Source organism: Lonepinella sp. BR2474 (genome assembly GCF_051851555.1).
Classification (GTDB): Bacteria; Pseudomonadota; Gammaproteobacteria; order Enterobacterales; family Pasteurellaceae; genus Lonepinella.
Genome location: NZ_JBPDVH010000003.1, coordinates 197,540 through 219,337, shown reverse-complemented (window position 1 = coordinate 219,337; position 21,798 = coordinate 197,540). Strand labels below are relative to the sequence as shown.

Annotated in this window: 17 protein-coding genes and 2 tRNA genes; 8 read left to right on the top strand and 11 right to left on the bottom strand. The window is 41.4% G+C overall.

Annotation, left to right across the window (positions count from 1 at the left end; genetic code table 11):
• Positions 1-246 precede the first annotated feature (246 nt).
• Complete coding sequence (pepT, locus tag ACTG7Q_RS06060; RefSeq protein WP_439241916.1) at positions 247-1,491, top strand: peptidase T; 1,245 nt, start codon at positions 247-249, stop codon at positions 1,489-1,491.
• Between the two features lie 66 nt (positions 1,492-1,557).
• Here the strand turns inward: pepT and ACTG7Q_RS06055 are convergent.
• The 11 genes from ACTG7Q_RS06055 to dksA form a co-directional block, all read right to left on the bottom strand.
• Positions 1,558-1,644, bottom strand: a tRNA-Leu gene (locus tag ACTG7Q_RS06055).
• A gap of 34 nt (positions 1,645-1,678) precedes the next feature.
• Positions 1,679-1,754, bottom strand: a tRNA-Gly gene (locus tag ACTG7Q_RS06050).
• Positions 1,755-1,913: 159 nt separating this feature from the next.
• Entirely contained in the window at positions 1,914-2,474 is a 561-nt protein-coding gene (pgsA, locus tag ACTG7Q_RS06045; RefSeq protein WP_439241914.1) for a CDP-diacylglycerol--glycerol-3-phosphate 3-phosphatidyltransferase, read from the bottom strand.
• 111 nt (positions 2,475-2,585) lie between these two features.
• Positions 2,586-4,844 (bottom strand): DNA topoisomerase IV subunit A, encoded by a 2,259-nt coding sequence (gene parC / locus ACTG7Q_RS06040; protein WP_439241912.1) that lies wholly within the window; start codon positions 4,842-4,844, stop codon positions 2,586-2,588.
• A 105-nt stretch (positions 4,845-4,949) separates the two neighbouring features.
• On the bottom strand, positions 4,950-6,875 hold the full coding sequence (gene parE / locus ACTG7Q_RS06035) for a DNA topoisomerase IV subunit B (RefSeq protein WP_439241910.1): 1,926 nt from the start codon (positions 6,873-6,875) through the stop codon (positions 4,950-4,952).
• A 7-nt stretch (positions 6,876-6,882) separates the two neighbouring features.
• The gene (locus ACTG7Q_RS06030) at positions 6,883-7,239 is read right to left on the bottom strand and encodes a hypothetical protein (protein WP_439241908.1); all 357 of its coding nucleotides are present in this window, start codon (positions 7,237-7,239) and stop codon (positions 6,883-6,885) included.
• A 1-nt stretch (position 7,240) separates the two neighbouring features.
• Entirely contained in the window at positions 7,241-8,260 is a 1,020-nt protein-coding gene (locus ACTG7Q_RS06025; protein ID WP_439241906.1) for a hypothetical protein, read from the bottom strand.
• Positions 8,244-10,181, bottom strand: coding sequence for an ABC transporter ATP-binding protein (locus ACTG7Q_RS06020; RefSeq protein WP_439241904.1), 1,938 nt, complete (start codon positions 10,179-10,181; stop codon positions 8,244-8,246). Before ACTG7Q_RS06020 ends, ACTG7Q_RS06025 begins: the two co-directional genes overlap by 17 nt.
• A 242-nt stretch (positions 10,182-10,423) precedes the next feature.
• A complete protein-coding gene (gene folK, locus ACTG7Q_RS06015) occupies positions 10,424-10,912 on the bottom strand; it encodes a 2-amino-4-hydroxy-6-hydroxymethyldihydropteridine diphosphokinase (protein ID WP_439241902.1) in 489 nt (162 codons plus the stop codon).
• 3 nt (positions 10,913-10,915) lie between these two features.
• Entirely contained in the window at positions 10,916-12,208 is a 1,293-nt protein-coding gene (pcnB, locus tag ACTG7Q_RS06010; RefSeq protein WP_439241945.1) for a polynucleotide adenylyltransferase PcnB, read from the bottom strand.
• Positions 12,209-12,445: 237 nt separating this feature from the next.
• Positions 12,446-12,892, bottom strand: coding sequence for an RNA polymerase-binding protein DksA (gene dksA / locus ACTG7Q_RS06005; RefSeq protein WP_439241900.1), 447 nt, complete (start codon positions 12,890-12,892; stop codon positions 12,446-12,448).
• A gap of 315 nt (positions 12,893-13,207) precedes the next feature.
• Here dksA and ACTG7Q_RS06000 point away from each other — a divergent pair, with 315 nt between their 5' ends.
• The 7 genes from ACTG7Q_RS06000 (at position 13,208) to udk (ending at position 21,796) form a co-directional block, all read left to right on the top strand.
• Positions 13,208-15,637, top strand: coding sequence for a DNA internalization-related competence protein ComEC/Rec2 (locus tag ACTG7Q_RS06000; protein WP_439241898.1), 2,430 nt, complete (start codon positions 13,208-13,210; stop codon positions 15,635-15,637).
• Between the two features lie 60 nt (positions 15,638-15,697).
• Positions 15,698-17,446: a lipid A ABC transporter ATP-binding protein/permease MsbA gene (gene msbA / locus ACTG7Q_RS05995; RefSeq protein ID WP_439241896.1), complete on the top strand. Its 1,749-nt coding sequence runs from the start codon at positions 15,698-15,700 to the stop codon at positions 17,444-17,446.
• 15 nt (positions 17,447-17,461) lie between these two features.
• Complete coding sequence (gene lpxK, locus ACTG7Q_RS05990) at positions 17,462-18,454, top strand: tetraacyldisaccharide 4'-kinase (RefSeq protein WP_439241894.1); 993 nt, start codon at positions 17,462-17,464, stop codon at positions 18,452-18,454.
• A complete protein-coding gene (kdsB, locus tag ACTG7Q_RS05985; RefSeq protein WP_439241892.1) occupies positions 18,451-19,224 on the top strand; it encodes a 3-deoxy-manno-octulosonate cytidylyltransferase in 774 nt (257 codons plus the stop codon). The genes lpxK and kdsB overlap by 4 nt, the downstream gene beginning before the upstream one ends.
• 104 nt (positions 19,225-19,328) lie before the next feature.
• Entirely contained in the window at positions 19,329-19,961 is a 633-nt protein-coding gene (locus ACTG7Q_RS05980) for a YidB family protein (RefSeq protein WP_439241890.1), read from the top strand.
• Positions 19,962-20,144: 183 nt separating this feature from the next.
• The gene (locus ACTG7Q_RS05975; RefSeq protein ID WP_439241888.1) at positions 20,145-20,948 is read left to right on the top strand and encodes a DUF4198 domain-containing protein; all 804 of its coding nucleotides are present in this window, start codon (positions 20,145-20,147) and stop codon (positions 20,946-20,948) included.
• A 206-nt stretch (positions 20,949-21,154) separates the two neighbouring features.
• Positions 21,155-21,796: a uridine kinase gene (udk, locus tag ACTG7Q_RS05970; protein WP_439241886.1), complete on the top strand. Its 642-nt coding sequence runs from the start codon at positions 21,155-21,157 to the stop codon at positions 21,794-21,796.
• The last annotated feature ends 2 nt before the right edge of the window (positions 21,797-21,798 follow it).

The window sequence follows — 21,798 nt, the reverse complement described above, 5'->3', positions numbered from 1 at the left end:
ATAGAACCACAACACTCACTTAAACGCATAAGCAAGCACCGAATTTTATAAGCCCTTATGATATAGCGATTGGGGCATAATGAAAAGGAAATAATGCCTTTTTTCGCCAATTTTTTTCAGTGGTTACCCAATAAATGCCTAAAAATTGATATAGATAAAACTTCGTGCATAAATTTGTGAAAAAAATTGCGTATTGAATGGGGTTTTTGCATAATCAAAAAAAGAGAAAGATTAAGGGAGAAAACCATGTCAACAGCGGAATATCATCATGATTTATTGGAGCGTTTTTTAAACTATGTGTCATTTGATACGCAAGCCAAAATTGGGGCAAAATATTCACCGAGCTCACCGGGTCAACTGAAATTAGCCAAATATTTGGCGCAAGAACTACAAGCCTTGGGATTGCAAGATATTCAACTTTCTGAACATGGGATTTTAACCGCTTATTTGCCAAGCAATGTGACCAACGCGCCCACTATCGGCTTATTGGCGCATTTAGATACGTCGCCAGATTGCAGTGGTAAAAATGTCAAACCAGAAGTGATTGTCAATTATCGTGGCGGTGATGTGGCGTTAGGCCTTGGTGAACAATTTATTAGCCCTGTCATGTTTCCGTTTATGCACAAATTAGTGGGCAAAACCTTGATTGTCACGGATGGCACCACATTGCTTGGCGCAGATAATAAGGCGGGAATTGCCGAAATTATGACCGCACTTTTTCGCTTAAAACAGAGCAATCAGCCTTATTGCAATGTTCGTGTGGCATTTACCCCTGATGAAGAAATCAGTTTAGGTATGCAATTTTTTGCGCTGGACAAATTCCCCTGTGATTGGGCCTATACCATTGATGGTGGCGCCGTCGGGGAATTGGAATACGAAAATTTTAATGCGGCCAGTGCGACAATTCGTATTTCTGGTCGCAACATTCATCCGGGTTATGCCAAAGATAAAATGGTCAATGCGTTAACCTTGGCCTGTGAGTTTCAACAATTATTACCCGCTGACGAGGTGCCAGAAAAAACGGCGGATAAACAAGGTTTTTTCCATTTAAACCGATTTGTGGGGGATGTCAACGGGGTAGAATTACATTACTTAATTCGGGATTTTGATAATGCACATTTTGAACAACGTAAAGCCTTGCTTGTGTCATTGGTGAATCAACTCAACCAACAAAAACAGCTTTCGCCACCGATTCAAGTGACGATCCAAGACAGTTATAAAAATATGTATAACTGCGTGAGTAAAGTACCAAAATCCATTGAGTTAGCCGATTTAGCTATGCGAGAATGCGGAATTAAACCTCATCATAAACCGATTCGTGGTGGCACGGATGGTGCATGGTTGGCCGAACAAGGATTAGCTTGTCCGAATATTTTTACCGGTGGCTATAATTTTCACAGTATTCACGAACTGATTACCCTTGAGGGCATGGAAAGTGCCGTGCAGGTGATTTTAAAAATCTTGGAATTAGCCACCGATAGAGATGAATAGAGGAGTGAGAGGCATAAAAAAAGACAGGCTTAAGCTGTCATTATATTGTTTTCATGTTGCTTTAAATGGTGCCCGAGGCCAGACTTGAACTGGCACGCCCCGAAAGGCGAGGGATTTTAAATCCCTTGCGTCTACCGATTCCGCCACTCGGGCTAAACGCATTTCCTAACTTTTGCTAGGTTTAAATTGGAGCGGGAAACGAGGCTCGAACTCGCGACCCCGACCTTGGCAAGGTCGTGCTCTACCAACTGAGCTATTCCCGCTTTGTTTTCGGCTAATTGCTTTCAACGGTTGTGCATTTTACGGATTTTATAACTTGAGTCAAATGTTATTTTAAATAATAAATTCAAACGGTTAATTTTGAATCGATTTCTTATGCTTTTATAAACAAGCGGAATGATCTCTAAGAAAATGTCTCCCTATTATTCATTATCATGATCTTGCAAGAGCGGTTCTTTGGCCGCATGTAAATATTGCAACATAGACCAAATCGTTAAAATGGCGGCCACGTAGAGTAAGGCAATCGCAGCGTATTCCATAAGGCTGTTATAACGCCATAACAAACCACCCAATGCCAACATTTGTGCGGTGGTTTTGACCTTGCCAATCCAAGACACGGCAACTTTAGCTCGACTGCCCACTTCGGCCATCCATTCACGCAAGGCGGACACGATAATTTCTCGGGATATCACCACAATAGCGGGAATGGTAATCCAAAAGGCATGATAATATTCCACGATCAAAATTAAGGCAGCGGAAACAATAACCTTATCCGCCACAGGATCTAAAAAGGCGCCAAAACGAGTGGTTTGTTTCCATTTGCGTGCTAAATAGCCATCAAATAAATCGGTGATAGAGGCCACAAAAAAGATCGCCGTGGTCACAATATTTGTCCATTCAGCGGGTAAATAGAACGCAATAATAAAGAATGGGATCAGAATCACCCGAAAAATAGTTAATATGGTTGGAAAATTGAGTTTCATTGGTCTAAACATGGCGTAAGAATAATGTCTTATTCTAAAACAAATTTATCGGTTTTGAAAATAAAAATAGGAGAAAATTTCCCCTATTTTGTGTTTATGTCGTTCTTTGCGCTATTCCGCCGGCTCAATCACGTCTATTTCTACGCCACTATGCAAGCCTCGTGGCAAACTGGAGCCTTTTCTGCCTCGTTCGGCACGGAATTTTTGCAAATCTTCTGGTTTTAGCGTGATTTTGCGTTTACCTGAATGGAACACCAAACTGGCGTTTTCTGAAATCAGCAATAATTTCACTAAACTGTCTTTGCCTGCTTTCAAATCTGCACCAGAAATGGTGATGATTTTGTTTCCTTTTCCTTTCGCAAGGGTCGGCAAGTCTGCCACAGGGAAAATGAGCATGCGTCCAGCTTGGGTTAAGGCCACCAAAAGTGCGGTGTTTTTTTGCAAAATTTTGGTCGGTAACACATTGGCATTTTCAGGCAAGCTGATCACCGCTTTACCGGCTTTGTTGCGAGCAACCAAATCCTCAAATTGACAGATAAAACCATAGCCTGAACTGGATGACATTAACAAGGCTTGATCGGTATTTTCCATTAAGACTTGCGTTACATTTGCACCTGTTGGTAAGGTTAATTTACCGGTTAACGGTTCGCCTTGCGAACGAGCAGATGGCAAACTGAGTGGATCCAACGCATAGCTCCGTCCGGTGCTGTCGATAAACACCGCCGGCTGATTGCTTTTACCTTGTGCATGGTCAAGATATTTGTCCCCTGCTTTATAACTTAACCCTGTCACATCAATCTCATGACCTTTAGCACAACGCACCCAACCTTGTTCTGATAAAATTACGGTAACCGCTTCAGCAGGTAACATTTCGCTTTCTGAAATGGCTTTGGCTTCGGCTCGTTCAATTAATGGTGAACGGCGTGGGCTGGCGTAGGTTTTAGCGTCTTGCTGAATTTCTTTTTTAATTAAGGTATTTAAACGGCGTTCAGAACCCAGTAACAATTCTAACTGTTCACGTTCTTCTGCGAGTTTATCTTGTTCCGCTTGTAATTCTTGTTCTTCTAATTTGGCTAAATGACGTAAACGCAAGTTCAAAATGGCTTCCGCTTGTTCATCACTCAAATTAAAGCGAGCCATTAATTCCGCCTTAGGTTCATCTTCGTGGCGGATAATCTCAATCACTTCATCAATATTTAAGTAAGCGATCATCAAACCGGCTAAAATATGCAAACGAGCTAAAATTTTATCCAAACGGTGTTGTAAACGACGGGTAACCGTTGTACGACGGAATTGCAACCATTCCGTGAGAATTTGCACTAATCCTTTCACCGCCGGTTTATGATCCAGACCGATCATATTCATATTCACTCGATAAGATTTTTCCAAGTCCGTGGTGGCAAATAAATGTGCCATTACCGCATCTACATCCACACGGTTAGAACGTGGCACAAGCACGATTCGCACAGGATTATCCTGATCCGCCTCATCTCGCATATCTTCCAACATAGGCAATTTCTTGCTATTCATTTGATCGGCAATTTGGGCTTGAATTTTGGTCGGTGATGATTGATGTGGCACAGCGGTAATAATAATTTCACCATCCTCTTTTTTCCACGCCGCACGCATTTTGATTGAACCACGCCCTTGTTCATAGATTTTACGAATATCCGCTTTCGGCGTGATAATTTCGGCCTCTGTTGGAAAATCAGGGCCTTGCACGACAGTTAAGAGATCGTCAAGGGTGGCTTTCGGATTATCTAATAACATCACGCAAGCGTCGGCAATTTCATTGATATTATGGGGCGGAATATCCGTTGCCATACCGACAGCGATCCCCGTTGTGCCATTGAGCAAAATATGCGGTAGGCGAGCGGGCAAATATTGTGGTTCTTGCAGGGTGCCATCAAAATTCGGTTGATAATCTACCGTACCTTGCCCTAATTCACCGAGCAACATTTCGGAAATTTTGGATAAACGAGATTCCGTATAACGCATAGCCGCAAAGGATTTCGGATCGTCCGCTGCCCCCCAGTTGCCTTGTCCATCTACCAAAGGATAGCGATAAGAAAAGGGTTGTGCCATTAATACCATGGCCTCATAACAGGCACTGTCGCCGTGCGGATGGAATTTACCCAACACGTCCCCCACGGTGCGAGCAGATTTTTTATATTTCGCACTGGCGTTTAAGCCCAGTTCCGACATGGAATAAATAATCCGCCGTTGTACCGGTTTTAGACCGTCGCCGATAAAAGGTAAGGCACGATCCATAATCACATACATGGAATAATTTAAATAGGCACTTTCCGTAAAAGTCCGCAGTGGCATTTGTTCAATGCCCTCGTAGTTGATATTGTTATTTTCAGTCATATTTTGTTCCCGTTCCCTCTCCCTTTGGGAGAGGGCTAGGGTGAGGGTAAAATTACGTAATAACCCTCACCCCAACCCTCTCCCAGAGGGAGAGGGGGTTATATTTTACACCGTTAAATCCACCTGATCGCCCTTGGCTTGCAACCAGTTTTTGCGATCATCTGCTCGTTTTTTATTGAGTAACATATCCATTAATTCAAAGGTATCATTCGGTAAAACATCTTCTTTTTCCACCGCACTTTCGTCATCTTCTTTGTAGGTTAACTGCACTAAACGGCGAGTATTCGGATCCATGGTGGTTTCTCGTAATTGGCTCGGGTTCATTTCACCCAACCCTTTGAAACGCTGTACATTCAGTTGACCACGTTTGCCTTTTAAACGATCTAAAATAGCGTCTTTTTCACTTTCGTCTAAGGCGTAATAGACTTCTTTACCCAAGTCAATGCGATATAACGGTGGCATGGCCACAAACACATGTCCCTCTTGCACCAATTTCGGGAAATGGCGTAAAAACAACGCACAAAGTAGGGTAGCGATATGCAAGCCGTCGCTGTCCGCATCCGCTAAAATACACACCTTGCCATAACGCAACTGGCTCAAGTCATCATTATCAGGATCGATCCCGAGTGCCACTGCAATATTATGCACTTCTTCCGATCCTAACACCTGATCGGACGCCACTTCCCAAGTATTTAAAATTTTACCACGCAAAGGAAGAATGGCTTGATAATCCCGATTACGAGCCTGTTTGGCTGAACCACCCGCAGAGTCGCCCTCCACCAAAAACAGCTCCGTGCGATCTAAATCTTGTTGCGAACAATCCGCTAATTTGCCCGGTAACGCAGGGCCTGACGTGAGTTTTTTACGCACCACCTTTTTTGCTGCATTCAGCCGTTTTTGGGCCGAGCTAATCGCCATTTCCGCCAAGGCTTTGGCTTGTTCTACATTGTTATTGAGCCAAAGGCTGAACGCATCTTTCACTACGCCACTAATAAACACTGCACTTTGTCGAGAAGAAAGCCGTTCTTTGGTTTGCCCTGAAAATTGCGGATCGTGCATTTTCAGTGACAGCACATAAGCACAGCGATCCCACAAATCATCAGCCGTGAGTTTGACATTGCGTGGCAACAGATTATGAAATTCGCAAAATTCACGCATGGCATCTAATAAGCCTTGTCGTAAGCCATTAACGTGCGTTCCGCCCAAAATCGTCGGGATCAAATTCACATAGCTTTCGCCCAGTAATTCCCCGCCCTCAGGCAACCACAACAACGCCCACGCCACCGCCTCCGAATTGCCTTTAAATTCGCCCACAAAAGGCGTTTCAGGCAGAGCCGTAAAGCCATTGACCGCCTCGCTTAAATAATCGGAGAGTCCGTCTTGATAAAGCCAAGTATCTTCCGTGCCGTTGACCTTATCAATAAATTTGATTTCCAACCCCGAACAGAGTACTGCTTTGGCTCGCAATAAATGTCGCAAGCGAGAAACAGAGAATTTATCACTGTCAAAGTATTTTGGATTCGGTTTAAAGTGTACCGTTGTCCCTGTATTGCGCCGACCGCAACTGCCTGTCACGGTTAAGTTTTCCACTTTTTCGCCATTGGCAAAAGCGATATGATGGACTTCGCCATTGCGTTTAATGGTCACATCCACCCGTTCCGACAGGGCATTCACCACCGAAATCCCCACGCCGTGTAAACCGCCTGAAAATTCATAATTCTTATTGGAAAATTTACCGCCCGCATGCAGTTTGGTGAGAATCACTTCAACACCTGACATTTTCTCCGTCGGGTGCATATCCACAGGCATACCCCGACCGTTGTCGGTCACTTCAAGGGATTGATCTTTGTGTAAAATCACTTCAATTTTGGTGGCGTAACCCGCTAAAGCCTCGTCCACGCTATTATCAATCACTTCTTGCCCTAAATGATTTGGGCGAGTGGTATCGGTGTACATCCCTGGGCGAACCTGCACAGGTTCTAAGCCTTTGAGTACCTGAATGTTTATTGAGTCGTATTGTTTTTCGGTCATAATTTATTTAAGGTTTAACCCACATATTTTTAGTTTCATTCACAATAATTTGGAATTGTTTTTTATATTTTATAATTTTACCTTTAGCACATACTCGTTCATTTGTTAATGTTGAAAGAGAAGAATATTTATTTAAAAATTCACTTAGGTTACTATCCCAAATTAAAAATGTAATTTTTTGATTTGGATATTTTCCATCAATATTAATAAAAGTTTGTTTTTTACCTTTTGTTACTTCAACAGCTCGTCCACAAACTGTGGTTTCCTGATTGAGATAAAGTCCTGCTTTATATGTTTCAATAGGATATTCAGCTGCCATAATAGTAGTGCTAATAAAAGTCAATGCAAAAAGAACATTTTTCATTTTATTTCTCCCATTTTTTCAATTGATTAAACTGAGTTATTTTTAATCTTATTTGCCCTTTATATTCTTGTAAAATACCTTTGGCACAATAATTTTTATTGTTGATCTCTGTTAAAAATTGAGTGCCAATATTTACCAAGTCTTCTTCCCATATAACGATAGTTAAATCTTGATTAGGGTAGGGTTTATTTAGGTTGACGAAAACACCTTTAGCAAAAGATTTTATTTCAACAATCTGACCACAAACAGTTTTCTCTTCACCTAGATATTTTGCAGATTCACTTGCATAAATATAATCCTTTGTTATTTCATCTTTTGTTTGTGTAGATTGAACAAAATAATTGGTTATCCATATTCCAGCTAAAATAGCAAAGCAAATAGAGAATAAAGGAATAGTCCACTTTTTATTTGATGTCATATCTGTGCTATGTAATTTTGTTATTGTTGAATGAATGTGTTTTAATTCTTTCTCTGTTTGCTGTTGTTTATTTTTTAGTGTTTCTAATTCTTTATTAGGTGTGGTTAAATCTGAAATTTTTTGATTGATCTCAGCAAGTCTAGATTCTATGCTTTGTTTGTACTGCTCATAGTTTTTTCGTTGTAATTCAGCAGTGTCTTTTTTGTTTATTGTATCTTGAATATACTGTGTAATTTCATTGATAATGCTTTCAGGTTGGTTAAGCATTTTTAAGTTAGTGTAACGTAATAAACAGCCAAATTGCTTAATTAAATCATTTTGTCGTTCAAGTGTATCATTGAAACTTGCATATTGTTCAAACTTTGTTTTGCCATCTAGTTCTATGGGCAATAAAGTTATTTTATTACCTTGATGAATTTTAATAACGAAATCCACATAACGATTTCCACCTTTATGATCGATAAAATGATATTGTGGAATTACATCTTCAGGTGAAATTAAATCAATTTTGCTTAACACATTATCAACGAATTTTTCTTCATATCCAGCGATATGTTGAATTTTATAACGATGTTGTTGTTTCCAATCAAGCCATGTTTGCATTTTTCTTTTCCTCCAACGCTTCCCACCGCTCAAACGCTTGCTCCAATTCCGTTTCCAAATCCGCTAATTCTTGCAATTTTTCGCTAGTATAACTGTGATCCTGCTGGAAGAATTCAGGGCTGCCGACTTCTGTTTGAAGTGCGGTAATTTTTTGTTCTAATTCTTCTAATTGTTGCGGTAATTGTTCCAATTCACGTTGTTCTTTGTAAGACAGCTTGGTGGCTTGTTTTTTCGGTTTTTCAGAAACTTTCGGATTTTGCACCGCAGTTTTTTCTGTTTTTTCAGCGGTTTTCACCGAGCCATTTAACGCTTTTTGAACCAACACATTTGCTTGTTGCTGTTTGGCATCAAAATAACCGCCCACATATTTATTCAATACGCCCTCGCCCTCAAACATATAACATTCGGTGGCGACGTTATCAATAAATTGACGGTCGTGGCTGACGATGAGTAGCGTGCCTTGATAATCAGCGAGAATTTCTTCTAATAATTCAAGTGTTTCCACATCTAAATCGTTAGTTGGTTCGTCCAGAATTAATAAATTATTCGGCTTTAATAATAATTTTGCCAACAATAAGCGATTGCGTTCACCTCCTGACAAGGCTTTGACTGGGGTCATGGCTCGTTTGGGTGGAAATAAGAAATCTTGTAAATAGCCTAACACGTGGCGTTTAATGCCGTTGACTTCAATATCTTGCTTGCCGTCTGCCACATTATCCATAACAGATTTTTCGGGATCAAGATCCACTCGATATTGGTCGAAATAGGCAATGTCTAATTTGGTGCCACAACGGATTTTTCCTGAAGTGGGTTTAAGTTGTTCGAGTAATAGTTTAATAAAAGTCGTTTTTCCACAACCATTGGCACCCACTAAAGCAATTTTATCGCCCCGCATAATATTGGTGCTAAAATTGGAGAGCAATTTTTTACCGTCAATCTCAAAATTGGCGTTTTCGAGTTCAAACACAATTTTGCCTGAACGGCTAGATTGGTCGAGCTGTAATTTTGCTGTGCCAAGCTGATCTCGGCGTTGACGGCGTTCTTCTCGCAAGGCTTTTAAGGCACGTACTCGTCCTTCATTACGTGTACGTCTAGCTTTAATGCCTTGCCGAATCCAGACTTCTTCTTGAGCGAGTTTTTTATCGAATAGGGCATTTTGCAATTCTTCCACGCGCAGATTTTCTTCTTTGGTGGTGAGATAAGTGTCGTAATCACCGGAATAAGACACGAGTTTTCCTCGGTCAAGATCCACTATACGTGTTGACATTTTGCGAATAAAAGAACGGTCGTGAGAAATAAATACGATACTGCCTTTAAATTCCAGTAAAAATTCTTCTAACCATTCAATCGCATCTACATCCAAATGGTTGGTGGGTTCGTCTAATAATAACACATCAGGATTACACACTAATGCCCGAGCCAGTGCAGCTTTACGTAGCCAACCGCCCGATAAATCGGATAATTTGGTTTCAGGATTAAGCAGGAGTTTAATTAACACTTCCTTGATTTTATTATCAAATTGCCAGCCGTTAGCGTGTTCTAATTTAGCTTGCACGTTGGCGAGTTGATTGAGTAGGCTTTCGCTATAATCCCGTTCTAATTGCGTGGATAAATGATGATATTCTTTCAATAAATCGGCTAAATGCCCAATTCCCTCGGCCACATAATCAAACACATTACCGCTTGCGGTGCGTGGCGGATCCTGTTCTAAACGAGAAACGATCAAATCTTGGTTTAACAGCAATTTGCCATCATCCATCACAGTATCGCCAGCCAGAATTTTGAGTAGGGTAGATTTGCCTGCGCCATTTCGCCCCACTAAACACACCCGTTCGTTTGGTTCAATATGTAGATCGCAATGATCAAGCAAAGGGTGATCGCTAAAAGAAAGGTAGCCGTTGGTTAAACTGATTAATGCCATAATATATAAAAATCTAAGAAAATATATTTTATTCTAGCAGTTTTATGTGTTTTTTTATAGGAAAAATCTAAAGGTAACAGAGGATTTTTCAGGAATTTTAAAGAAAAAAATGCAACTTCTCAGTTGCATTTTCATTAGGGATGTTTAGGATTTATGAACAAAATTTTCACTTGTTTTGGAATCACAACTAAGTGAAGTTACCTTAAGCACTAGGGATTACTTAAGATGGAAACCATTATAGCTTATTTATTTTGAATTACAAGCACCATTTGATTATTTTTGATATTTTTCATCAGGTCGGATAACTTCACTCCATCGGGTAAAATTAAATCGCTATCAATTTCATACAGTGGAATCATCACAAACTCTCGATTTTGCATATCATAATGGGGAATAGTCAGTCTTTCTGACTGAATAACCCGTTGACCATAAAGTAAAATATCTAAATCTAAAGTGCGTTCGCCCCAATGACGTAAACGTACTCGACCTTGTTGATTTTCAATGTGCTGTAAGGCATCTAATAAGGCGAGCGGTTCCAATGCCGTTTGGATTTTTGCCACAGCATTAATATAATCGGGTTGATCTTGTGGCCCGAGTGGTTTACTACGGTAAAATGAACTGACCGCTAGCACTTGGGTTTGAGGTAAAACCGCCATAGCCTGAATCGCTGCATTCAGTTGTTGCACCGGTTGATTTAAATTACTGCCTAAGGCAATGTATGCAATGGCCATAGGTTAGTCCTTTTTCGGCGAACGTTTGCGGGCATAACGTTTTTTTGGTCTTGGCGCATTTTTATTTTGCTCTTTGATTAATGCAATACGTTGTTCGGTATTGCTGAACTGATATTCATGCCACCATTTGGCCAATTCAATGCTTTCTCCGCCCTCAATTTCCGCACGCATGGCTAATAGGTCGTAAGCCGCACGGAATTTCGGGTGTTGCATGGTGCGTTCAGGGAATTTGCCCGAACGTTTGGCAAGCTGTAATTGCAACATCCAAATTTCACGAATGACGCCCGTATGTCGGCGTGGTACAGCAAGGGCACGGCACAATACGTCCATGATTTCATTTCCGGCTAACGCATAGGCGTCGTGGTTATTTAATCCGCCCTCATTTTTTAGTGTATCGACTTTTTCACGTAACGGATACCAAAAGAATGCCGCAAATAAGAATGCGGAGTTAATCCGTAAATTATCAGCGATACGTTCGTCGGTGGATTTCACCGAATGAATCATCATGCGTTCCGCTAAACTGTCGCCTTTTTCGGTAAAATAAGGGAGCAGCGCAGGGAACAGTTGCTCAAATAAAGCGTATTGACGTAATAAATGATAGGTTTTTTCACCGCAGCCAGTTTGTAATAATTTCAAACTTTCATCAAATAAACGAGCGGGCGGGATATTTTTCAACAGCGGTGCAAGTTCGACAATCGGCGTTTCGCTGGATTTGTCCAAAAACATATCTAATTTCGCCATAAAACGAATGGCTCGCAACATGCGTACGGGATCTTCTTGATAGCGAGTGACAGGATCGCCGATGAGGCGTAATTTCCCCGCTTTCAGATCGTCAATGCCTTGATAGAAATCGTAGATGACATTGTCTTTAGGGCTATAATAAAGCGCATTTACGGTAAAATCACGGCGTTCTGCGTCTTGTTCTAATGTCCCGTAAACATTATCCCGTAAAATCATGCCATCATCATTTTGTTTCGCTTGTTGTTCGGAGTGTTTGATTTCGTGATTGGCACGGAATGTGGCGACTTCAATAATATCTCGCCCAAACATAATATGGGCTAAACGGAAACGGCGTCCGACTAAACGGCAACGGCGTTGGAAAATGGCTTGCACTTGTTCGGGGCGAGCATTGGTGGCCACATCGAAATCTTTCGGTACTTTACCTAATAACAGATCTCGTATACAGCCACCGACAATATAGGCTTCGTAGCCTTGGCGATTCAGTTTTTCGACCACGCTTAGGGCATTTTTACTAAACAATCGAGCATGAATAGCCACTTGACTTGCCTTGATCATTGCATTGGCATGGCGTTTAGTGCTTACCGATTTCTTGTTTGTGTGTACTGTTCGTTTCGGTTGTGGTCGTTCTGTGTTGTTTGGTTGAGCTTGCTTTGAATGTTTACCAAACAAGTTTTTTATGTACGTTAAAATAATAAACTCCGTAAATAAAAGATTTTGTGAATAAAATCAACGGACGTATTTCATTACGTCCGACGTTTATTCTGTATAGCCTAGCCTGTGAGGGAATGTTGATTAAAATCCCATTTGTTTTTCACGCACTTCGGCTAATGTTTTACAATCAATACAAAGATCGGCTGTTGGACGAGCCTCTAAGCGGCGAATACCAATCTCGACACCGCATGAATTGCAGTAGCCAAAATCTTCCGTATCTAATTTTTTTAAAGTATTTTCGATTTTTTTCATCAATTTGCGTTCACGATCTCTGGCACGCAATTCTAAGCTAAATTCTTCTTCTTGGGTCGCACGATCTGCGGGATCTGGGAAATTAGAGGCCTCATCTCGCATATGGTTTACGGTACGGCTCGCCTCACCGACAATCTGGTCGTGCCATGCTTGTAAAATTTTACGGAAATGAACGATTTGTTTTTCATTCATGTATTCTTCATTTTTTTCTTCTTGATATGGCGACACGCCTGCTAAGGCTAAAAGGCTTAAAGAGGCTTTATTCGTGTTTGTCATGTTGTTCTCCAATCAATAATATTCTGTCTGAGCGATCCATCTAGCGACGTCAAACACCTTAAGTGATTCCCCGAAAATTAATGGGGGGTAATTTTAAAGGCGTTATAAATACCAGAAGTTGCTAAAATAAGCAAATAAAATTACTGAAACAAGGCGATCTTTACACAGTCTTTACATAAAAATGTGATCTCCATTCCAAAAATGAAATAAATTATTTAGGCTTTTTGATTTTTTAGCGTAGGCTTGAAAGCGGTATCGTTTATTCTTGGTTCAATACAAGAAAAATAGTGAAAAAGCTCAAAAGTGCGGTGAAAAATGCAGAATTTTTTTAAATTACGCCCTCAGATAAGAATTGATAAAATCAGTGGTTATGCGATTTTATCGGTGTTGTCTTTGTCTTTTTTACCTCGTGATTATTTGCTTTCTTGGCAAGCAAGTATGATCCTATTTGTCTTGTTGTTAGGTGGTCGATTGGCTCTAGCCATCATCAGCGGACGACGTTGTTTAGACTGGCTTAAAACGTGGCTAAACAGCGCCTTGATGATGACGATCTTTATTGGTTATGCCCATTTCACCGCCACACAAGCCTTGCAACAGGCGGAAGTTCCGTTACAAAAAATACAGGCTCAATTTCAAATCAAGGCTATTCAACATCAGGGAGAATACACCTCGTTAATTGTCCAGACGGCGCCCTCATCATCTCAGCCCGCAAGGCGGATTTATGTGAATTGGCATGTGGCAGAAACGCCTCAAATTGGGGAGATATGGCAAGGCACATTGGCCGTAAAACCTATTTCTTCACGTTTAAATAATGGGGGATTTGAGCGGCAAAAATGGTATATGGCGAACCATATTCAGGCCGTTGCGAATATCAAAAGTGCGGTGAAAATAGCCCAAGATTTTTCCTGGCGAGAACAACGCCTCGTCAACAGCATGGTGCAAACCCAAGATTTATCTCAACAAGGTTTATTATTGGCTTTAGGCTTTGGTGAGCGAGCGTGGATAACACCCACGACGTGGAAAATTTACCAACAAACCAATACTGCGCATTTAATCGCCATTTCTGGGTTACATATTGGGCTTGCCATGGCGTTAGGCTTTTGGCTAGGGCGAGCGTTGCAATATGTATTGCCTACGCGATGGATTCGGCCGATATTTCCGTTACTTTGCGGCTTGCTGTTGGCATTATTTTATGCCAATTTAGCGGGATTGGCGATCCCGACCTTTCGTGCCAGTTTAGCTTTATCCGTGATCATTTTACTGCGTATTTTGCGAGGCTATTGTACGCCGTGGCAGTTGTATTGCTTGGTGATAGCCTTATTGCTGTTAAGTGATCCATTAATGGTTTTATCTACCAGTTTTTGGCTGTCGGCCAGTGCGGTGGCTTGTTTGATTTTGTGGTATCGCTTATTTCCGTTGAATTTACTGCTTTGGCGAGGGCAACCCATTTCCTCAAAAGTGCGGTGGATTTTAGCCTTGTTTCATTTACAACTGGGGTTATTTTGTTTTTTTACCCCTGTTCAATTAGCGTTCTTTGGTGGATTTTCTTTACAAGGTTTAGTCGCCAATCTTATTGCGGTGCCTTTGTATAGCTTTTTGTTGGTGCCATTGGTATTGTTGGCGGTATTGACTGGCGGTGGCCTTAATAGTTGGCAATGGGCGGATAGGTTAGCGGATAGCATTACTCAGTTATTAGCCTATTTTCAACATAGTTGGATTGGCTTATCTGATTCACAAATCCAGTATTGCTGTCTGATTTTGCTTGTCGGCATCATGGGAAGTGTTTATTGGCTTTATCACCCGAGAAAACTCGTCCCAATAAAGCCGTTCAGTTCATTATCTCGGCCCTTAGGATTATCGTTTGCCTCGCGTAGTCCGTTGCCCCCTCATTTATATCGGCTTGTTCAACTGGGCGGTTGTGGTCTAATTGGGCTATTGAGCCTATCATTGATATGGCGTGGCGGACAGCAACCCGATTGGCAAGTGGACACCTTGGATGTGGGACAAGGGTTATCAACCTTAATCGTGAAAAATCAGCGGGGGATTTTGTACGACACCGGCGCTAGTTGGCAAGGCGGTTCCATGGCGGAATTGGAAATTATTCCTTATTTGCAACGGCAAGGTATTGCCTTAGATTATGTGATTCTTAGTCATGATGATAACGATCATGCGGGAGGCGCTACGGCGATATTAAAAGCCTTTCCGCATAGCCAACTGATTACACCTTCGGCGAAAAACTATGACGAAAATCACCGCACTTTTTGTCAACAAGGGGCGCATTGGCAATGGCAAGGAATAGATATTCAAGCGTTATCGCCTGAAAAACCGGTTGTTCGAGCAGAAAATGCCGATTCTTGTGTGTTATTGGTGCAACAAGGGGAGCATAGCGTCTTGTTAACAGGGGATGCCGATTTGGCTACGGAGCGACGTCTTATGCCACAATTGCCCAAAATTGAGCTACTACAAGTGGGTCATCATGGCAGTAAAACGTCAACGGGAGCGGATTTTGTTGAACGGATTCAACCTGATATTGCCTTGATTTCAAGTGGGCGATGGAATCAGTGGAAATTCCCCCATACCAGTGTGATAGCCCATTTAGAACAAGTGCAAAGTGCGGTGTATAATACCGCAGTTTCGGGGCAAATTTCAGTACGATTCTATGGGGATAACACAAAAATTGCCACTGCCAGAAATGCGTTTAGTCCTTGGTATCAGCAGATTATTACTGCTCAACAGGGGGATTAAGTTGGATAATGCTGAAAAAAATTGTACAATGCCAACAACTTTTTAAATGAAGATGTGATTATGAAAGAAAAAGATATTTCGGTATTCAAAACCTTTAAACGCCTATGGCCGACCATTAGTGTATTCAAAGCGGGATTAATTGTGGCAGCCATTGCTCTGGTATTAAATGCGTTGGTGGATTCGGGGTTAATTTATTTATTAAAACCTTTATTGGATCGTGGTTTTGGCGAAGCGGATCATGATTTTCTCAAATTAATGGCCGTATTGGTGGTGGTGTTTGTGCTGTTTCGTGGCGTTACCAATTACATTGCAAGCTATTGTTTATCTTGGGTTTCAGGCAAAGTGGTAATGACCTTACGTCGCCGTTTGTTTAAACATCTTATGTTTATGCCAGTGAGTTATTTTGACCAAAATCCAACCGGTCGCTTACTTTCTCGCGTGACCTACGACAGTGAAATGGTTGCCAGTTCGTCGTCTAGTGCGTTAGTGACCATTGTGCGTGAGGGGACTTATTTAATTTCGCTCTTTGTGGTGATGATTTATACTAGTTGGCAGCTATCTATTGTGCTTTTCGTCTTAGCGCCGATTATCGGTGTACTGATTGGTCTCGTCTCTAAAATTTTCCGCCAATTAAGCCGTAATATTCAAGACAGCATGGGAGCCTTAAGCACCACTACGGAACAAATGTTAAAAGGGCATAAAGTGGTGTTGTCTTTCGGTGGTCAACCGGTGGAAGAACAACGCTTTAATGAAGTCAGCAACGATATGCGACGCAAAGGGATGAAAATTGTGTCTGCTGACGGTATTTCTGATGGTGTGGTACAGCTTATTGCCTCTTTTGCTTTATCTGCGGTGCTTTATGTGGCGACGTTTCCTGAAGTGATGAGTGAACATTTAACTGCAGGGTCGTTTACAGTCGTGTTTTCGTCCATGATGGCGATGATGCGCCCTTTGAAATCCTTAACCAATGTCAATTCGCAATTTCAACGTGGTATGGCGGCTTGTCAAACGTTGTTTGAATTTTTGGATTTAGACACCGAAAAAGACAGTGGCAGCTATGAAGTGGATCGGGCGAAAGGTGAAGTGGAATTTAAACAGGTAAGTTTCACTTATCAAGGCAAAGAAGACAAGGCATTGAATCATTTTTCTTTACGTATTCCAGCAGGTAAAACCGTTGCTTTAGTGGGGCGCTCTGGATCGGGTAAATCCACGGTTGCTAATTTATTAACTCGTTTTTATGACATTGATCAAGGCGAGATTTTACTGGATGGCGTGAATATTCAAGATTATAAACTCGCCAATTTACGTCAGCAATGTTCCGTCGTGTCGCAACAAGTGCATTTATTTAATGATACCGTGGCGAATAATATTGCTTATGCCGCCACGGAGAAATACAGTCGTCAACAAATTATTGACGCTGTACATGCTGCACATGCTATGGAATTTATTGATAAATTGGAGAATGGTTTAGATACAGTAATTGGTGAAAATGGGGCGAGTTTATCCGGCGGTCAACGTCAACGCTTGGCCATTGCACGTGCTTTATTGCGTAATTCGCCAGTATTGATTTTAGATGAAGCGACCTCAGCATTGGATACAGAATCGGAACGTGCCATTCAATCAGCCTTAGAAGAATTACAAAAAGATCGTACGGTTTTAGTGATCGCCCACCGCTTGTCGACCATTGAAAAGGCTGACGAAATTGTGGTGATTGAGCATGGTGAGGTGAAAGAACGAGGCAGTCATGAAGATCTTTTAGAGCAGGGCGGGGCGTATAAACAATTACATGCTATGCAGTTTTCGCATTAAAACATAGGATAAATAATGAATTTTTGGTATACCCACTCCAAAATTGCTTATCTTTTATTACCACTGGCTTGGCTTTTTGGCTTAATCAGTGGTTTGCGTCGTTTTTTATTTAGATCGAAGATTTTAAAATCCTATCGTTCTCCCGTTCCCGTCATTATCGTCGGCAATTTAAGTATCGGTGGGAATGGCAAAACCCCCGTGACGATTTGGCTTGTGGAACAGTTGCAAGAAAAGGGAATAAAGTGCGGTGTGATTTCTCGTGGTTATGGTAGCCAATCTGATCATTATCCACGCTTAGTCAGTGCTGATGATGATCCCATTCAATCGGGTGATGAACCTTTATTAATTGCCAAACGAACGGGTGCACCAGTTTGTATCTCGCCTAATCGTCAACAGGCGATTGAATTATTATTAGAAAAATACCCTTGTGAGGTGATTATCAGTGATGATGGTCTGCAACATTATAAATTACAACGAGATATCGAAATCGTGGTGATGGAGGCCGAACGAGGACTCGGTAATGGATTATTATTACCCGCTGGCCCATTACGTGAAACAGCGAGCAGATTAAAAAATGTCGATATTGTCATTACAAATGGGGCAGAGAATGGTTACTCTGATGCGGTGATGATGCTTGTTCCGCATTATGCCGTTAATTTAGTGACGGGTGAAAAACGTTTATTAAGTGAAATAAAACAGGCACAAGCCATGGCCGGTATTGGTAATCCAAAACGTTTCTTTACTATGTTACAGGGTTTAAATATTCAGCTCACCCATACTCAACCTTTTGTCGATCATCAAGCCTATCAAGCCACATTATTTACTGGTTTTGATCCAGAACAACCTCTATTAATGACCGAAAAAGATGCCGTGAAGTGCGGTGCATTTGCACAAAAAAATTGGTGGTATGTGCCCGTTGAGGCAGAAATATCCGCTACCACAAAAACACCGCAAAAAATCACCGCACTTTTTGATCACATTATGCGTTTAATTAAGGATAAAACATGACAAATTTTAGCGTAATTATTCCCGCCCGTTTTGCCTCCAGCCGCTTACCTGGTAAACCGTTGGCAGACATTGCGGGCAAACCTATGATTCAACATGTGTGGGAAAAAGCCCAACAATCGGGGGCGAGCCGTGTGATTGTGGCAACGGACAACGAGCTAGTGGCACAAGCGGTGCAGCAGTTCGGTGGCGAGGTGTGCATGACTTCGGAAAAACACAATTCAGGCACAGAACGCTTGGCAGAAGTGGTGCAAAAATTGAGCTTGCCTGCTGATGAAATTATCGTCAATATTCAAGGGGATGAACCTTTAATTCCGCCTGTCATTGTGCAACAGGTGGCAGAAAACTTACAAAAATATCAAGTCAATATGGCAAGCCTTGCGGTGAAAATAGACTCCCCCGAAGAGTTGTTTAACCCGAATGCGGTAAAAGTAATCACCGACAAAAACGGCTATGTGTTGTATTTTTCTCGTGCGGTGATTCCTTGGGATCGGGATCAGTTTGCTTTGTTACAAAAAGGTGAACTTCAAGAAAAACAACTTCAATTACAACCGCACTATTTACGCCACATTGGCATTTATGCCTATCGTGCAGGGTTTATCCAGCAATATGTGCAATGGCAACCGACTGCATTAGAGCAAATTGAAAGCCTTGAGCAATTACGGGTACTCTGGCATGGTGAACGTATTCATGTGGAACTGGCAAAAGAAGTACCTGCGGTGGGGGTGGATACGCCAGAAGACCTTGAAAAAGTGCGGTCAATTTTAGGCTAGTTTTATTCTTTGGTCTGATGGCGAACTTTTAGCTGATGCTCAGGTCAAAGCAACGACGGATAGAGAACATTCTCTATCCTTTCTTTTTGATGATAAGGAATATTATGTTAGACAAAATTATTGGTTCAGTATTAAGCAACGTGATTGGCGGCAGTGCAAACAGCTCAAGCGCCTCAGTGATTACCTCAGTGTTAGGTGCATTATTACAAAAACAAGGTGGCATGGAAGGGATTTTTAACCAACTGCAAAAAGGCGGTTTGGAAGATTTACTGAATTCATGGATTGGTACGGGCAAAAATAAAAGCCTTGATGCGGAACAAGTCAGTGATGTATTTGGTGAAGATACCCTGAATCAGGTCGCAGAACAAGCGGGAGTGGATAAAACACAAGCACAGGATATTCTTTCACAGGCCTTGCCACAAGTGATTGATATGTTAACCCCAAATGGCCGTGAGGGCGGTGTGAGTGCGGAAACGATCGTGCAACAAGCCCAACAATCTCAACAACAAGCCTCACAACAAGATAACGGTTTCGGTTTAGATGATCTTCTTGGTGGATTAGGTAGCCTATTAGGCGGACAGCAAGCTAGCCAAACCACTGGATCACAAGGTGGATTAGGGGATTTATTAGGGCAATTATTAAATCAACCCACCCAAACTAGCCAAACTCAAGCACCGAGTGCGAATAATGAATTGGCACGGGATATCGGTTCAGTGTTAAATAATGTTTTTAAATAAGCAATTTTTTTATCAGAAAAGGGCGTATGCCCTTTTTTTGTATGAAAAATTAATCTGTCTGTGTGAAATCCATTTTCTTGTTAAATTTCCTTTACAAGCTTCTCTCAATCCGTTAATATTGCCACTTCTTTTTTATAAAAAAATAAGTAACCCATTTATTCATTCTTTCACAATAGGTATTCTATGAAAAAAGTACTATTAGCGACATTATTATGTTCTCTTGCGGTTTCCGCACAAGCGCATCGAGTTTGGATGCAGACTGATCATACCCATGGTGGCGATATTTTAAAAGCTGATCTGGGCTATGGTGAATTTCCTGCCTTAGAGCAAATTCCTGAAAAACGGTTACACTTTTTTGATCGTGGTGTGACCTTATTTACGGCGCAAGGCAAACAAAAATTAGTCCAAAAAGGTGAACATAACTACCATTTTGAAACAGAAAAAGCCGTACAAGATGGCAGTTATATCGTGGCGGCAGAATATAAACCAACGTTCTGGTCAAAAAATGCAGAGGGCTGGAAACAAGCGGATATGAAAGACACACCAAATGCCACCTATTGCGAGTTGACTTCTATGTACGGTAAAAACATTGTTAACGTTGGACATGAAAGTGCGGCGGTGGATGTGATTACTAAGCAAGTCGGTCATGAATTAGAAATCGTGCCAATGGATAATCCAGCCAATATCAATGTAAGCGATTTGTTTAAAGTGAAAGTGCTTTATCGTGGCGAACCTTTGCCAAACGTGACGTTAACCGCTACCTTTGATGGCTTTGATACGGCAGATAACACCAAAACCCACAAAGTGGAGGCGCAAGCCTTTTCTGATGTGACTTTAGACGATGGCACAGTGAATATTATTCCATTGCGTCAAGGTTTTTGGAAAGCACAAGTGACCTATGAAGTACCATTTAAAGATCTAGCGCAATGTCAAGTGGCGAAACATTATGCAACCTTGACCTTTAATATTGGTAAACAATATCACTAATCAACTCATCAATATTACATAAAAGAAAGGAACAATTTTTCGATAAAATTGTTCCTTTTTTGCATTTAATACATACCACCTTGTATTATACTTGCCCTTTTCCTTGTAGATAATCTATAAATTTGCCATAAAACTGCGGTTGAAAACTGTTAAATACCGTCATTTTTCTTTATAATCAACGCAATCATTTCATTGTCGAGATTACTATGTCTGAAAATTCAAATTGCATTATTATTGCTATTACGGGTGCCTCTGCCTCGGGGAAAAGTCTGATTGCCTCTACGGTTCATAAAGAGCTGTGTGAAGAATTGGGTTGTGAGGATATTGGCATTATTGCGGAGGACAGTTATTACAAGGATCAAAGTCATTTAGATTTTGAAACGCGCATTAAAACCAACTATGACCATCCTAATTCCATGGATAGAGCATTACTCATTGAACATTTGCAAGCCTTGAAAGCGGGGCAAGCGGTGGATATTCCCGTGTATAGCTATGTGGAGCATACCAGAACGCAAAAGGTGACACATTTTACCCCGAAAAAGATCGTGATTTTAGAGGGCATTTTATTATTGACAGATGAAAATGTGCGTAGGGAAGTGTCTATGTCGGTGTTTGTGGACACGCCGTTGGATATTTGTTTTATCCGCCGTTTACAGCGAGATATGGTGGAGCGTGGACGCTCGATGGAATCAGTGATTGAGCAATATCGTAAAACCGTGCGACCAATGTTTTTGCAATTTATTGAACCGTCCAAGCAATATGCGGATGTGGTCATTCCTCGTGGCGGTAAAAATCGGGTCGCCATCAACATGCTAAAAGCACAAATTCTGAATTTATTAGGGAAATAGGA